The organism is Bradyrhizobium lupini (assembly GCF_040939785.1).
Lineage (GTDB): Bacteria > Pseudomonadota > Alphaproteobacteria > Rhizobiales > Xanthobacteraceae > Bradyrhizobium > Bradyrhizobium canariense_D.
Window position 1 is genome coordinate 949,711 of sequence record NZ_CP162553.1, and the last position, 14,620, is coordinate 964,330.

At 61.7% G+C, this 14,620-nt stretch carries 14 protein-coding genes and 1 pseudogene; 6 read left to right on the forward strand and 9 right to left on the reverse strand.

The features are described 5' to 3' along the window. Nucleotides 1-113 precede the first annotated feature (113 nt). Both AB3L03_RS04895 and AB3L03_RS04900 read left to right on the forward strand, forming a co-directional pair. Entirely contained in the window at nucleotides 114-857 is a 744-nt protein-coding gene (locus AB3L03_RS04895) for an SDR family NAD(P)-dependent oxidoreductase (RefSeq protein ID WP_026233658.1), read from the forward strand. Between the two features lies 1 nt (nucleotide 858). Further along, nucleotides 859-1,536, forward strand: coding sequence for a glutathione S-transferase family protein (locus AB3L03_RS04900; protein WP_368508308.1), 678 nt, complete (start codon nucleotides 859-861; stop codon nucleotides 1,534-1,536). Nucleotides 1,537-1,569: 33 nt separating this feature from the next. On the opposite strand, the gene AB3L03_RS04905 is transcribed toward AB3L03_RS04900, so the two are convergent. Both AB3L03_RS04905 and AB3L03_RS04910 read right to left on the reverse strand, forming a co-directional pair. Next, entirely contained in the window at nucleotides 1,570-2,769 is a 1,200-nt protein-coding gene (locus AB3L03_RS04905) for a CaiB/BaiF CoA-transferase family protein (RefSeq protein WP_204510821.1), read from the reverse strand. A 99-nt stretch (nucleotides 2,770-2,868) separates the two neighbouring features. Beyond that, the gene (locus AB3L03_RS04910) at nucleotides 2,869-3,501 is read right to left on the reverse strand and encodes a 2-hydroxychromene-2-carboxylate isomerase (protein WP_085351026.1); all 633 of its coding nucleotides are present in this window, start codon (nucleotides 3,499-3,501) and stop codon (nucleotides 2,869-2,871) included. Nucleotides 3,502-3,740: 239 nt separating this feature from the next. Between AB3L03_RS04910 and AB3L03_RS04915 the strand changes: the two genes are divergently transcribed. Continuing rightward, entirely contained in the window at nucleotides 3,741-4,253 is a 513-nt protein-coding gene (locus AB3L03_RS04915) for a helix-turn-helix domain-containing protein (RefSeq protein WP_018458768.1), read from the forward strand. A gap of 26 nt (nucleotides 4,254-4,279) precedes the next feature. On the opposite strand, the gene AB3L03_RS04920 is transcribed toward AB3L03_RS04915, so the two are convergent. From AB3L03_RS04920 to AB3L03_RS04940, 5 genes and pseudogenes are all read right to left on the reverse strand, one after another. Next, nucleotides 4,280-5,977 (reverse strand): AMP-binding protein, encoded by a 1,698-nt coding sequence (locus AB3L03_RS04920; protein ID WP_368509129.1) that lies wholly within the window; start codon nucleotides 5,975-5,977, stop codon nucleotides 4,280-4,282. 157 nt (nucleotides 5,978-6,134) lie between these two features. Then, on the reverse strand, nucleotides 6,135-7,334 hold the full coding sequence (locus AB3L03_RS04925) for an ABC transporter substrate-binding protein (protein WP_085362428.1): 1,200 nt from the start codon (nucleotides 7,332-7,334) through the stop codon (nucleotides 6,135-6,137). A gap of 429 nt (nucleotides 7,335-7,763) precedes the next feature. Further along, nucleotides 7,764-8,149 (reverse strand): annotated as a pseudogene (locus AB3L03_RS04930) (efflux RND transporter permease subunit); the annotation flags it as partial. Nucleotides 8,150-8,219: 70 nt separating this feature from the next. Then, nucleotides 8,220-8,675, reverse strand: a complete 456-nt coding sequence (locus AB3L03_RS04935) for a nuclear transport factor 2 family protein (RefSeq protein ID WP_231188679.1) — start codon at nucleotides 8,673-8,675, stop codon at nucleotides 8,220-8,222. 39 nt (nucleotides 8,676-8,714) lie between these two features. Continuing rightward, nucleotides 8,715-9,821, reverse strand: coding sequence for an efflux RND transporter periplasmic adaptor subunit (locus AB3L03_RS04940; protein WP_204510819.1), 1,107 nt, complete (start codon nucleotides 9,819-9,821; stop codon nucleotides 8,715-8,717). 86 nt (nucleotides 9,822-9,907) lie between these two features. Between AB3L03_RS04940 and AB3L03_RS04945 the strand changes: the two genes are divergently transcribed. The 3 genes from AB3L03_RS04945 to AB3L03_RS04955 all read left to right on the forward strand — a co-directional run bounded on the left by AB3L03_RS04945 (nucleotide 9,908) and on the right by AB3L03_RS04955 (nucleotide 12,120). Continuing rightward, nucleotides 9,908-10,486 (forward strand): TetR/AcrR family transcriptional regulator, encoded by a 579-nt coding sequence (locus tag AB3L03_RS04945; RefSeq protein WP_204513916.1) that lies wholly within the window; start codon nucleotides 9,908-9,910, stop codon nucleotides 10,484-10,486. 35 nt (nucleotides 10,487-10,521) lie between these two features. Beyond that, on the forward strand, nucleotides 10,522-11,682 hold the full coding sequence (locus tag AB3L03_RS04950; RefSeq protein ID WP_018458761.1) for an iron-containing alcohol dehydrogenase: 1,161 nt from the start codon (nucleotides 10,522-10,524) through the stop codon (nucleotides 11,680-11,682). A gap of 141 nt (nucleotides 11,683-11,823) precedes the next feature. Next, nucleotides 11,824-12,120 carry a hypothetical protein gene (locus AB3L03_RS04955; protein WP_231188681.1) on the forward strand — a complete coding sequence of 99 codons (297 nt, stop codon included), beginning with the start codon at nucleotides 11,824-11,826 and terminating at the stop codon, nucleotides 12,118-12,120. 225 nt (nucleotides 12,121-12,345) lie between these two features. On the opposite strand, the gene hydA is transcribed toward AB3L03_RS04955, so the two are convergent. Further along, on the reverse strand, nucleotides 12,346-13,755 hold the full coding sequence (gene hydA, locus AB3L03_RS04960) for a dihydropyrimidinase (RefSeq protein ID WP_026233655.1): 1,410 nt from the start codon (nucleotides 13,753-13,755) through the stop codon (nucleotides 12,346-12,348). Between the two features lie 11 nt (nucleotides 13,756-13,766). Next, on the reverse strand, nucleotides 13,767-14,507 hold the full coding sequence (locus AB3L03_RS04965; RefSeq protein ID WP_368508309.1) for an aspartate/glutamate racemase family protein: 741 nt from the start codon (nucleotides 14,505-14,507) through the stop codon (nucleotides 13,767-13,769). Nucleotides 14,508-14,620: the final 113 nt, after the last annotated feature.

Sequence of the window (14,620 nt, forward strand, 5' to 3'; positions counted from 1 at the left end):
CAGAAAACGGCAAGCTTACTGCCCTGTTCCAGCGCTCTTGAGAACACCGTTTACAACCGGACTTCCAACCGATACCCCTAGCGTATCAAATAAGAACTTATGGGAGAGGCAGCATGGGAGAAAGTCGCGGGGTCGCGATGCTGGTCGGCGCGGGTGATGCCATCGGCGCTGCCGTTGCGCGGCGGTTTGCCAGCGGCGGCTACACTATTTGCATCTGCAGACGCGATCCGACCAAATCTCAGGCGCTTGTCGACGAGCTCAGGGCGAAAGGCCACAACATCCACGCCTTCAGCGTCGACGCCCGTCAGGAAGCAGAAGTCCAGAAGCTATTCGCGGGCGTCGAGCGCGACATCGGTCCGATCGAGATCTGCCTGTTCAATGCCGGTTCGAACGTCAACAAGCCCCTGCTGGAGACTACCGAAAAGCTCTTCTTCAAGGCCTGGGAGCTGGCCTGTTACGCCGGCTTCCTGGTCGGACGCGAAGCCGCGCGCGTCATGCTGCCGCGCCGATGCGGCACCATTCTTTTTACCGGTGCGACCGCAAGCATCCGGGGCAGCAAGGGATTTGTCGCGTTCTCGTCGGCAAAATTCGGCCTTCGCGCGCTGGCCCAGGCGATGGCGCGCGAGCTCGGGCCCAAGAACATTCACGTCGTCCATCTCATCATCGACGCTGGCGTCGATAGCGAGGCTATTCATCAGCGCATGAAAGCGGCCAGGGGGATCGAGGCCAGTGAGATCCCGCCCGACAGCCTGACCAAGACCTCCTCAATTGCCGAAGCGTATTGGTTTGCCCATCAGCAAAGCCGCGACGGCTGGACCCATGAACTCGATCTTCGCCCCGCCGTAGAGAAATGGTGACATGAGCGACAATCCAGACCTCACTTTGTGGGGCGTCGGGACAAGCCGCACCGTTCGGCCGCACTGGGCGATGCACGAGCTGGGGCTGGCCTACGAGATCAAACCGATCGGCCCACGGACCGGCGAGACCAAGACCGCCGAATATACCAGGCTCAATCCGCGCCAGAAGATTCCGCTGCTGCAGGACGGTGATTTCCGCATCGGCGAGAGCGCCGCGATCGTCGCTTATCTGTCGCGGATGTACTCAACGCCGGAGCGTGCATTGATCCCTGAATCCACCCGCGACTATGCCGCGTGGCTGGAATGGTGCTTCTTTATCGTCACCGAGCTCGACTCGACTAGCCTGTATGTGATGCGCCGTCACAGCGCCGATGCGCTCGGCCCAATTTACGGCGTCGCGCCGGAGGTCGTAGCTCAAGCCGCAGAATACTTTTGGGCGCAGCTGCGCCATGTCGAGGTCGCGCTGGCCGACGGCCGACATTTTATCATGGGCGAGCGATTCAGCAGCGCCGACATCCTGCTGACGACGTGCCTGGACTGGGCGGTCGCCTACGGGGTAGGCATCTGCGACAATGCGCAGCCCTATCTCGAGCGCATGCGAAGCCGGGAGGCTTACCAGCGAGCGGTTGCCGCGAATGCTCCGCGCGCACCAATTAAACCGACGCCTGCCAAGGCCTGAGAACCGTTCGCCGGACGCGCGAAGTGCATCGACCTACATGGCCACGCGTAACGTGCGTGCAGCGACCATATCGTCGATCGCGCCATCATCGTAGCCCAGTTCGCGAAGCACCTCGCGCGAGTGCTCCCCGACGCGCGGGGCCGGTCCGCCGATGGCAGCCTGGTTGACCTCGAAGCGAGCCGCGGGCTTGGGCTGGCGCACACGGCCGACCTTCGGTTGGTCGAACTCCGCGATGATTCCGCGCGCCACGACCTGCTCATTGTGGATGATCTCGCCGCGCCGCAGGATCGGCGCGCAAGGGACATCCGCAGCGTCCAACCGCTCCAGCCATTCGGCGGTCGTGTGCCGGCCGATATACTCCGCCATCTTGTTGATGCGCGCCGTGGCGTTCACCGAACGCGCGGACGGGGTCGCAAACCGGGCATCGTTGGCGAGTTCGGGATCGCCGGACGCGCGGCAGAAGCCCTGCCATTCGGAATCTGAGATGGTGCCGGCCGTGATGTAACCATCGCTGGTCTTGAACACGAGATCCGGGCGGTCGTTGGGATCGGCGGCAGCGGCCTCGGCTCCGACCACCGTGTACTGCATCATGCCTTCCGGCCAGAGGTAGGAAATCATCGCGTCCAGCATCGCGACCTGGATATGATCCCCCTGCCCCGTCTTCTCACGCGCGTAGAGCGCCGCCGCCACCGCCTGCGCGGTGAACACGGCGGTGGTCTTGTCGCACACGATGGTGCGGATCATCTGCGGGCGATTGGTGACCGGCTGCGACTGGATATCGGCAAAGCCCGACAGGCCCTGAATGATTGGATCGTAGACGCGCTTCTTCACATAGGGCCCGGTGTCGCCGACGCCGCTGATCGAGACATAGATCAAGCGCGGATGACGCCGGCGCAGTTCTTCGACGCCGAGGCCGAGGCGCTCCATGGTGCCGGGCCGGAAGTTCTGCACCAGAACATCGGCCTGCGCGACCAGCTTGGCCAGCACCTCGTGCCCGGCGGGGCTCTTGACGTCGATCGAGAGCGAACGCTTGCCGCGGTTGGACGAGATGAACAGCGCGGAGAACTCGCCGTCCTTGTCGATGGTGGCCCGGCTGCGACGGGTGATATCGCCACCGATCGGCTCGATCTTGAGCACGTCGCCGCCCTGGTCCGCCAGAAACATGGTCGCAAACGGGCCCGACACCACGCCGGTCAGATCGAGGACACGAACGCCGCTAAGCGGACCAGCCATTTCACTCTCCCTGGATTGTTTTTCTGCCGACGGGCTGAGGATAAACTCCGGCTTACCGCCAGCCCTTCGCCTCAACCCGCACGGACCGCAAGTCGGTAACTAGCCGGTCTTGGAAACGGGCTGCCGGGTCTGTTCGACGATCGATTCCTCGACGTCCCGGAGTTGATCCTTGCCGAAAAACATCTCCTTGCCGACGAAGAATGTCGGCGAGCCGAAGGCACCGCGGGCGACGGCGTCATTGGTCAGGTCAATCAGCTTCTTTTTGACGTCATCCTGCTGCGCGCGCGTAACCAGCCTGTCGATGTCGATCCCCGAGGAGGCAAATGCGGTCCGGAACACTTCGGGATCATCCATCTTCTTGGGCTCCTCCCACATGTGATGATAGGCGGCGCGGAAATAGGGTTCGAATACGCCTTCGAACTGGGCCGCGACGGCGCCGCGCATCAGCATCAAAGTGTTGACTGGAAAGAAGGTATTCTGACGAAATTTCGTGATGTTGTGGCGGCGGATAAACCGCTGGGTCTCGAGCGCCTGGTATTCCGGCTTGTTCTTGATCCCGCGAAGCGAGTCGAACGGGGACATGTTGCCGGTCGCCTTGTAGATCCCGCCGAGCAGGACCGGGACGTACTCGAATTTTACCGCGGTCCGCCGCTCGATCCCGGGGATGGCGACCTCCGCCAGATACGCGTTTGGGCTGCCGAAATCGAACTGGAATTCAACCTTGAGGGTCATGACCGCTTTCTCCCGCAGAGCGTATTGGATGGTCAGGGACCGGCGATCCAATCGCATGGCTTGCCTGTTCTCACTTCTACAGTTCTAAAAACGAACTGTCAAATTCGGCTAGATTTATGCTGGTTTGACCGTTTCATCGGGTATTGTTTGGAATTCAGTACCTATCTAGAATGCAAGGCAAATATGGCGGCCTCGGCAGCGATTCGAGCGGGTCTCGCTGGGATGACTGGAGAATACGGATGAAGTGGAAAGAACTGGAGGAAGAGCCGTGTTCGATGGCCCGAACCATCGGCGTGATCGGTGACCGCTGGACCCTTCTGATCCTGCGCGAATGTTTTTTGCGCACGCGGCGCTTCGAAGGATTCCAGTCGGCGCTCGGAATTACACGTCATCTCCTCGCCGAACGGCTGAAGAAGCTGGTCCGGCAGGGCATTCTGCGCCGCATTCCCTACCAGGAGGCGCCAAAGCGGCACGAATATATCCTGACCCAGAAGGGTCTCGACCTTTATCCGATCATGATGGCGCTCGTGCATTGGGGCGACACTCACATGGTCGACGAGCGCGGCCGGCCGCTGCTGCACCAGCACCGCAAGTGCGGAAAGGACTTCGACCCGGTCATGGTGTGCTCTGAATGCGGCGAGCCGCTCTCGGCCAAGGAGGTTCATACCCATCCAGGCCCCGGCGCCCAAAGCCCGCTGACGACAGCCGCACCTGACAAGCCGAAGGCAAAGGCGCGCCGCAGCGCCGCTTGAGCCGGCCACCGGCGTCAGGCACTGAATCAGACTCGAATCACGGCTGCGTCGGGTTCGTTGCAGTGGAGACGGTCCGCTTGTTCAGCCCGGTGCTTGAGCACAGCACGTTGATTGACATAGGCCTTGTCGGTGATTTCTCCCGCGGCCAATGAGGGCGGATCCTTCAGCAGGGTGAACGTGCAGATTTTTTCGCTGCTTCCGACGGCCTCATTGTATTCCTGCAAACGATGTCTCAGGAATTCGATCACCTTGGGGTCGCAGGTCAAATCCGCAGCCGGCGCGTTCGAAATCCGCGCCGCCTCGGTTGGATTCAGCCAGCACAGCAGCGCGCAGGCATCACGGTTTTCTCCGGCAACGACAATGTCCAGTAGGACGCCGCGCGTTGCGGCCAGGATGGCGGCACGCATATTGCCGATCGCAACCCAGGTGCCGTTCGCGAGCTTGAAGTTCTCCGAAATTCTGCCGGTGAAACGCAGACCGAACTCCGGCTTCTCGGGATCGATAAACGACACGGTGTCGCCGATGCGGTAGAACCCCTCCTCGTCGAAAGCCTTCTCCGTCAGATCGGCTCTGCCGAGATAACCGGGGGTGACGTTGGGGCCCTTGACCCTGGCCTCGTACGTGTCGGAAACAGGGATCAGTTTCAGCTGCACGCCCGGCGCGGGAAGGCCAATCTCGCCCGGCCGATCCGTTGCCCAATGCGTCGTGCTGATTGTCGGCGCCGTTTCGGTCGTCCCGTACCCCGACATCACCGGAATCCGCCGGCCCGTGACCGATGAAGTCAGCCGATAGAGTTTTTCGAGCGTTCCTTGCGAAATGGCAGCCCCCGCGTAGCTCAATCGATCCAGCCGTTTGAAGATGCTGGCGCCGAGGGCGAAGTCGTTCTCGATGGCATCGCACAACAGGTTATAGCCGGCGGGAACGTTGAACATCGCCGTCGGCGAGATCTCCTTGAGGTTCGCCACCGATTTGTGAAAGAGCTGAGGCAGCGGCCGACCGTCATCGATGTAGAGCGTCCCGCCGTTCCTGAGAATGCCGTGAAGAATGACGTTGCTGCCCATCGTATGGTGCCACGGCAGCCATTCGACCTGAACCGGCGCCTCCGGAGGCGACACCAGCAGGCTCCCCATTTGCAGCGAGCTCGCCATCATGCGATGCGTGTTCAGCACGCCCTTTGGCAGGCCGGTCGAACCGGAGGTGAAGAGAATTTTTGCAACGGCGTCGCTGGGGATTGCACCCGACGCACGCGTGAATCCTTCACGGTCCGTTCGATCCGTCAGGACCCGGAAGGGCGTCGTCTCCGGCGCGCCATCGACGCTGATCCAGGTCGAGTCTGCCAATTCGGGAATGGAACGGGCCGCGGAAAAGTCGCGTCCACTCTGAACGAAAACGAAGTTCGGACGCAGCACCTGCGCGATGTCCTTGAGGCGCGCAAGGCCGCCGGGCATCAGCGTGTAGTTCGGCGATATAGGCGCCAGAATGACACCTATCGACATCGCCGCAAAGGAGATCACCGCGTTCTCGATGGAGTTGCCCGAAAGCACGGCCAGCCTGTCAGCCGGCTTTGCGCCCATGTCCATCAGACTCTGGCCGACCGCCTGGACCTGCGACCATGCTTCGCCATAGGTGATCTCGTCCCATCCCCTTTGGCATTGCGCTGTGCGAGGAATATTCGCTGCGGAGCCGCGGCTGCCCAGCGCGGCAGAAAATCGGTGACGCGCCAGTCACATGGCCCCAATTCGAGCGGCGACCTCAATATGAGCGTGCCGTCGGTCCGGCGCTCGACGGAGAGCTCCCTTGGCGCAAACGTCAATGGCTTCGTCGACATCGAAAACGATCTCCTGAATTGCCGCGGATGGATAGAACGGGCTGCGCCAAGCGTCACTCGGACCTGGCGTCCAGGACGTCTCCGAACGCTTGCCACGTCGTGCCGGTCCAGCGCTGCAGCCGCATCTGCGTCCAGATCATGTTCTCGGTCTCGCTGGTGTTGACCTTGATCCCGGGCAGCACAGTCGGAACGACGACGTCTTTCAGGTTCTTCGCCTGCGCCAGGATATTCTTCCGCGACAGATCATCACCGCATTGCTTGAGGATTTGCTCGAGCAGGACGCCTTGCTGATAGCCGGTCAGATAGCTGCCGTTGGTGATATCGGCGCCCTGCAGATACTTGTCGAAAAATGCCCGGTAAGCCCGCATGCCCGGATCGTCCTTCCATGTCTCGTCCAGGACATCCTTGTTGGTCGTGCCGACCATCACGCCGACCGATTTGTCGAGCCCGGCCGGTGCAAGCGTGCCTCCGACCGATCCGGACGGGAAATTGATGATCACGGTCGCCTTCCAGCCGATCACCGAAGCTTGCCGGATGGCTTGCGCCGCGAACTTCGGCGTCCCGGCGATCACCAAGGCCTCGGCACCCGAGCTCTTCAGATTGGTAATCTGCGAATCAATCGTCGGTTCAGTGACCTCGTAGGAAGCACTGACGACCTTGCGGTCGAAATCCTTGCCGAGAAACGCCTTGAAGGCAGCGAGGTAATCTTTGCCGAGATCGTCGTTCTGATAGAGGATGGCATACTTGGCGTTCGGTAGCGTTCTCGTCAGGTATTTGGCGTAGATTTTTCCTTCGGTGTCGTAGCTGACAAGACCCGTGGTGATCAGCGGGTAATTGGCGACGTCCGTGAACTTGGACGAGCCGCTGACGATGGCGACACTCGGTACCCCTTTGGCCCTAAGGTATTTTGCAGTGGCTGAGATGCCGGGGGTTCCGAGCTGGCCGAACATGAACGACACTTCGTCGCTCTCAACGAGCTTGCGGACGTGCTCCACCGCTTTGGGAGGACTATATCCGTCGTCATAGGCGATGTAGTTGATCTTGCGTCCTTTGACGCCGCCGCGGTCGTTCAACGCCTGAACGTAGGCCATGAGCCCCTTGCCCACGAGACCGATCGATGATGCCGGTCCGCTGAAGGGAAAAACCCCGCCAATCTTGATTTCGGTAGCAGAGATTCCCGGCTCGTCGGCGGCGAATGCGGGACCACTCAGGAATAGAGCCAGAGCCGCGACGATCTTCCATCTCACCAGCATTGCGTCCTCCCAAACTTGCACCCCTTCTCGAGTGTGCGGCTTTGTTTTGTTGCGCCGGTGGCGGCTCGTCGCGCCCTTTGCGAAGAGGCATCGCGCAGAACAGGTCCAGCCGTAAATCCGGCACGTCGCGGCCGTTGCGTTCGGCCATCTCGTGCGCAGCCTACAGTTCTTTTTTTGAACTCGTCAAGCGATTAGATGCTCACGTGCCGTGACTTGGACGACAGGCCCCGTCCTCGTACTTGGAAATAATTTGGTCTAAATCCTGCGTATAAGGCCGCGTTTTCGGCTGTTCTAGGACAGGATCGCTGGCGCATTTCCATGCTGCTGCGCACATTCTTTTTTGAACTATAAGGCCGCCGCGAGACCACGCAGTGCCTGGCTTATCTAGCCAGGCACCCACGGCGCAGCAGGGATAGATTTCGCCGAGCCCTACTCGGCGGCGATTGCTGTTCGCAATTCTGCATCCTTCGCCGAACGCTCATAGAGCTCGTCCGGGGCTGGCTTGATGCGAACCAGGCCACATAAAGCGCAGGAAGGAACAGCAGGATCAGGACCTTGCCAACTGCCGTGCCGCCAATCAGCGTATAGGCCATCGATCCCCAGAACACGGAATGCGTCAGAGGAATGAAGGCCAGCACGGCGGCAAGTGCGGTCAGGATCACCGGCCTGGTGCGTTGCACGGTGGCTTCGATGACGGCGTGATAGTCATCGAGGCCGGCAGCACGATTCTCCTTGATCTGTTCGGTCAGGATCAGGGTATTGCGCATCAGGATGCCTGCCAGTCCGATCAGGCCAAGAATGGCGTTGAACCCGAACGCAGGATGATGAAGACAGGGTAACGGCCCGTTCGCGAACGGCGATCGCGGAAAGATTAAGGTTCATCTGCTAACTTACAATTGGCTGGGCGGCAGCTTCCTTGAGGCCAGCTGCCGCTTGGGCGTCAAGCCCGCGCGCGGCTTCCTGTGAATCTTGAAATTCCTCGAGGGCATGGACTCTGCCCCACCGCAGGGTGAACACGTGGAGACCGCGGTTGACGTACGAGCCGTCGCCATCGAGCAGCGTTGCGGTGCCGTCCCATTCGACAAACACGGTGGTGTTCCAGGGCCAGCCCTTCACCCAGACGTTGTTGACCCTGATATGGAGCGTGGGCAGGACGCGTCCGAGCCGCTCGAACCAGCGGCGCAGGGCCGCTTTGTCGTGGCGCTCCCCGCCCAACGCGTGATGGCCGGAAACACGGTGATGGATGTGCGGCGCGACCGCCTTCACCGCTTCATCCCAGCGATGGTTGTTGACATGGTCGAAGGTCTTTCGGATTTCCTGCTCGACGATGTAGCTGTACATGTGCTTCTCCAGCGGCTGGGGCGGAACGATTGAGACGCTTCAGTTGCTCCGGCTTTCAGCGGCGGTCCTGACACGAGCGCCCTCCTGCAGGAGGTGAGCGCCGAGCGAAACAATTGGATCACCAGAATTCAAGCCGGAGATCACGGCGGTTTCGTCGGTCACCCGAACAAGCTTGATCGGCCGAAAGCGTACGCTTGAGGTGGCGCTGTCGAGGATCCAAACTCCGGTCTTGCGGCCATCATCGAGCACTGCTCGGAGCGGCACCTGAACTTGCGGCTCGCTCGTTTGGCTCGGTAGCCGAATGGTCACCGTCGCGCCAAGTGGTGCGGCCGCGGCTTCACCGTCCAGGACATACCGGGCTTCATAGGTTCGGGTCTGGGCATCGGCGGCGTCGGACAATTGCCGCAAACGCGCCGTATAGCGCCACCCTTCGGCTACTCCGTACACGCTGGCCTCGGCCACGGAGTCGATTGCCGGCCGGATCGTTTCAGGGAGCGCGACCACCGCCTCGCGAGGACCGGCCTTGGCAATCCGAACAACCGTCTGGCCGGCCGAAACGACCTGCCCGGGCTCGCCAAGCGTTTCGACCACCGTTCCGTCCGCGTCCGCGACCAGGATCGAGTACGTCGCCTCGTTCTCGGCAACCCGTGCATCGGCTTCAGCGCTCGCAAGCTGCGCCTCGGCCGTATCCAGCGCGGCCTTGGCTTGCTCGTAGCGCTGTCGGGAAGCCCAGCCGTTGCTCACCAACTTGGCGTATCGCGGTTCGTCCGCTTCGGTCTGCACGACGGACGCGCGCGCGGCAGCAACGGCGTTGCGCTTCGCCGTGACCGCAAGACGAAGGTCGGTTTCGTCGATCCGCATCAGCGGCTGACCGGCTTTGACCTGCTCACCGGTATTCACAAGCCGCTCCACGATCTTGCCGGGAACGCGAAAACCGAGGCTGCTCTGCACCCGCGCCCCGATGATGCCGGTGAAGCCACGCTCCGATCCGGTCACCCGCGCCGCGGCCGTGATCCTGACGATCGGGGCTTCTTGCCTCGGATCGCTCACGGCCGAGGCCGCCGGCGCGCGAAGCGTAACGAATGCGGCCACCGCGCATCCCGCGATCAGGACGCTCCCCAGCACGATCATCTGTCGCTTTTTCATAACGTGGCCTCATGCCAGATAGATTGCGTTCGAGCTCTATATCGGATAATAGATGTCGAACGCAATCTAAAATGGGGAGACCAATGATGCGAGTGAGTCGCATTCAGGCTGAGGAAAACCGGCAAAACGTCATCAATGTCGCAAGCCGCCTGTTTCGGTCGCGGGGATTTGACGGCATCGGCCTCAAGGACCTGATGGAAGCTGCCGGGCTGACCCAAGGCGCATTCTACAAGCAGTTTGAGTCAAAGGAGGACCTGGCCGCGCAGGCGTCGACGCGCGCGCTGGAGAGCGCCACGCTGCGATGGTCGACCGCCATCGCCGCGGCCCCTGAGGATCCCCTCTGGGCGGTGATGGGGTTCTATCTCAGCACGGATCATCGCGACGAAAAGATGGACGGTTGCCCGATCGTGGCGCTCGGCTCGGATGTGGCCAGACAGAGCAGCGAGGTGAAAGCGTCGTTCGAAGGCGGGATCAAAGCGCATATCGAAATCCTCAGCCGCCTGATTGCCGAAACGAGCGACGAGGAATCCAGGAGCAAAGCCATGGCCATTCTTTCGACGATGGTCGGAGCGTTGACACTCTCACGCGTCGTCAACGATCCCGATCTCGCTCAGGCCTTTCTGGAAACGGCGTCGCGACAGATTCGCGACACTGTCGCCGCTTGAAGATCGGTGCTTGATAACTCACAGGGAGAACGCAAATGCGCAAAGCAGGGATACACAATTTTCCGGCGATCGACCGTGTCGTTTACGGCAAAGCTGCGTCTGAGGCCTTGAACGATGAAGCGGTGCGGCTGGATGCCAAGCGCGTCTTCCTGATCGTCAGCCGCACCTTGAATACCAAGACCGACGAGATCGAGAAGATCCGGCGTGCGCTCGGCGAAAGACATGTCGCGACCTTCGATGGAATTGCAGAGCACACCACGCGCAAGCAAGCTGCCGAGGTTGCCCGTCAAGCCAAAGACGCCGGAGCCGACCTGGTGGTCGCCGTCGGGGGAGGCTCGGCGATCGATCTCGCCAAGATCGTCATCATGGCGATGGAACATGACATCCGTGACGAAGCGGGTTTCGATCCATTTCCCATGGGCCCGGGCGTCACCGTCTCTCCGTTCCGATCGCCAAAGGTTCGACAGATCGCGGTGCCATCCACGCTGAACGGCGGCGAATACAATGCAGCAGCGCTCGTCACCGATGAACGCAGCAGGCTGAAGCAGATCTTCTTCCATTCTCTGATGATGCCGGTGGCGATCATTCTCGACCCTGCCCTTACCGTCCATACGCCCTCGAAGCTCTGGATGGGATCGGGAACGCGCTCGATGGACCACGGCATCGAAGCATTGTGCTCACCCGCCGGCACGCCGCTTAGCGACGAGGTGGTCCTGGCCGGCATCCGCACGCTTCGGGAGGGAATGCAACGGACCTTGCAGCAACCCGATGATCTGGAGGCGCGTCGACTGTCTCAATATGGCGCGTGGCTCGCCGCTTTCGGCCTCCAGGCGCGGGTCCCGATGGGAGCCAGTCACGGCATCGGCCACGTGCTTGGCGGGACCTTCGGCGTACCACACTATTATTGCACACCGGTCATCATGCCGAGCCTACTTCGCTACAACAAGGCGTTCACAGAGGATGCGCAAACGCGCTTAGCAGCGGCTCTTGGCGAGCCGGGCATGGAAGCGGCAGCCGCCTTCGCAGAATTCACCAGGAGACTTGGACTACCCGGTCGCCTTGCCGACGTCGGGATCGGCGAAGACAATTTCGAGCAGATCAGCAAGATTGCGATCAATCATCGCTTCGTGCAGGCCAATCCGCGGCCTTTTAAAAGCGAAGCCGACATCGTCGATCTGTTGCGAATGGCCGCCTAGCCAAATCCGAATGAACTGATACTTGCCCAAATTGACGTGCGGGAGAATCCAGCCATGACATCAGCTCCGCGCCCACGCCGGCAAGTAGGGCCGGCGACGCGCCGGCAACCGTCTATCAACTGTTCATGCAGGAGAGCGCGGATGCTGCCCGCTGGCATGAACATCCACGGTGGAGAAAGCCGTAAAGACAAGGAGGCGATCCCTTGCTCAACCTGTCACATGACTTCGACGCAAGTAAACGAACCGGCTCCCGCTCCGCCCCGCGCCGGCATCGACTGGCAACTCGCTCCCGTTGACTTCATCCGGTTCGGAAAAAGCGGCGCCGAGATCTGCGCGCAAATGAAGGATCCCAAGCGCAATGGCGGCCGCGATGCCGCCGGGCTGGTCGAACATCTGCGCCATGACGCTTCGTTGAACGGCTTCATTCCGCACGGCTGAGCGCCCGGCACAGGTCGGACGACGCCACCAGGCAGCTTCGAGAATCGTGTCAAGGACGTCGCCTTATGGGGGACGGCCTGACAACCTTGTCCGAATTGATTAGATTCGTTTTGCCGCATGCGAAGGCTGGATACGAACATATGACCGGCATGATCTGTGGACTTGAGACGGCCGTCGCGCCGCGCGCACGGGCGCCATAGCTGAGCAGCAACGCGTTGAGTCCGATCAGATCAGGCTCGACCTGCCGCGGCTGAGAATGTCGCCTGCGCCTTTGTCGCCGACGATCCTGCCGTGTTCGTACACCACCCGGCCACGGGCGATCGTCGTTACCGGCCATCCGGTGACGTCGAACCCTTCCCATGGCGTGTAGTCCGAACCGTGATGCAGATCGGCCTGCCGAATAGGCTTCTTCAATTTGGGATCCCAGAGCACGATATCCGCATCGAAGCCGACGCCGATCGAGCCCTTGCGCGGATAGAGGCCGTAGATGCGCGCATGGTTGGTCGCGGTCAGCTCGACGAATTTTTGCAGGCTGATCCGTCCCTTCGACACGCCTTCGGAGAACAGAATCGGCAGCCGGGTCTCGACACCTGGAATGCCGTTCGGCACCCAGCGGAACGAGGTGCGGCCGTTCGGCGTCAGCTTGCCCCTGGGATCGTCGTAACGGAACGGGCAGTGATCGGACGAGAAAGTCTGGAACACGCCCGTGGTGATGCCTTCCCAGATCGCCTGCTGGCTTTCCGCGTCGCGCGGCGGCGGCGAGCAGACATATTTCGCGCCTGACATGTCCATGTTCAGACCCTTCATGTCGTCAGCCGTCAGCGTAATGTATTGCGGGCAGGTCTCGGCATGAACAGGCAATCCGCGCTGCTGAGCCCAGCGCACCTGCTCCATCGCCTCGCGCCCGGAGACGTGCACGATCATGATGGGAACGCCGATCACCTCGGCATGACTGATGGCGCGATGCGTGGCTTCGCGCTCGACCGCCTGTGGCCGCGACACGCCGTGATAATAGGGCGCGATATGGCCCTCGCGTTCCAGCTTGGAGGTCAGGAAACGGATGGCGTCGTAACCCTCGCAATGGACCATCACCAGCGCCTCCTCGCGGCGCGCGACCTCGAAGACCTCGAGCAGCTGCTTGTCACTGAGCACGAGGTCGTCATAGGTCATGAACACCTTGAACGAGGTGTAGCCGTCCTTGACCAGGGCCGGCAGCTCCTGCCCGAGCACGACCGCGGTCGGATCGGAGATGATGAGATGGAACGCCGTGTCGATATAGCACTCGCCTTCGGCAAGCTTGCGGTAGTTCTCGACGCAGGTCCGCAGCGACGTGCCCTTCTGCTGCAGCGCGAACGGCAGCACCATGGTGTTGCCGCCGGCGGCTGCCGAACGGGTCGCTGAGGCGAAGTCGTCGGCCATCACCACGTCGGGGCCGGAGGCCTGCGAGATGTGGACATGGCTGTCGATCCCGCCCGGCAGGGCCAGCAGCCCGGTCGCGTCGATCTCGCGCGCTGCGCCTTCGAGATGATCAGCAATGCTGACGATGCGGCCGTCGCGAATGCCGATATCGGCGCGGAACTCGTCGCTGGCCGTCACGATGGTGCCGCCGCGAATAGCAAGATCGAGCTGCGTCACAGGAGTCTCCATCACTTGATGACCGTCGATGTCTGGAAGATCCGCCCCCAGTCGGCAAGAGCCCCGGCATCGCCGCCGGCGAGCTCCAGGGTTCGCCACAGCGTGACCGCTACCGAATCGACCACCGCGACATTCAATTCCCGTTCGAGCGAAGCCGCCAGCGCGGCGCCGTCGAGGTTGGTGCAGAGGATGACGACAGCATCGGCGCCGTCAGCCGCCACAGCGCGGATCATGCCAGCAATCGTCGCAGGCGCGACCTCGCCGAAAGAGAAATTGTCGCGCAGTCCGAGGTGCCGCTCCGCGTGCGGGGCGATCCCCTCCTCGGCCCAGATGTGACCGATCCGCCGCTGCACGTCGTCGGTATAGGGCGAGACCAGGCCGACACGTTTGGCGCCGAGCGCGCGAGCGGCATCGATGCAGGCGAGCGTGGAGGTCGTCGCCGGCACGCCGGTGCGCACCGTGATTGCCTCGCAAAGGCTCCGGTCTCTGCCGATGCCGAGCCAGCTTGCGGACGTACCGTTCCAGGCGATGGCATCGACCTTCGCATCGGCCAGCAGGTCCGCCGCAGGCAGCATCACCGAGGCGTCGAACTGGTTCAGCGCGGCGGCGTCGAGTGCGATCTCGGTGACGCGGAAACGCGAGAAATGCGCGGTGACATCGGCCACGCCGGCGAGCATCGCACTGGTGACGGGCTCCAGCACCGAATTGGAGGACGGCGTGATCATGCCGAGGCGTTTGCGCACAATTGACATCGATCGCAGTCGCTCCGTTGCGGCGAAAGCGCTCCTCCGCTTCCTCAAAAGGATCATCCGCGTCCGCATCGGTCCACGCAACCCGCAATCTGCATGCTGCATACAATTTATTC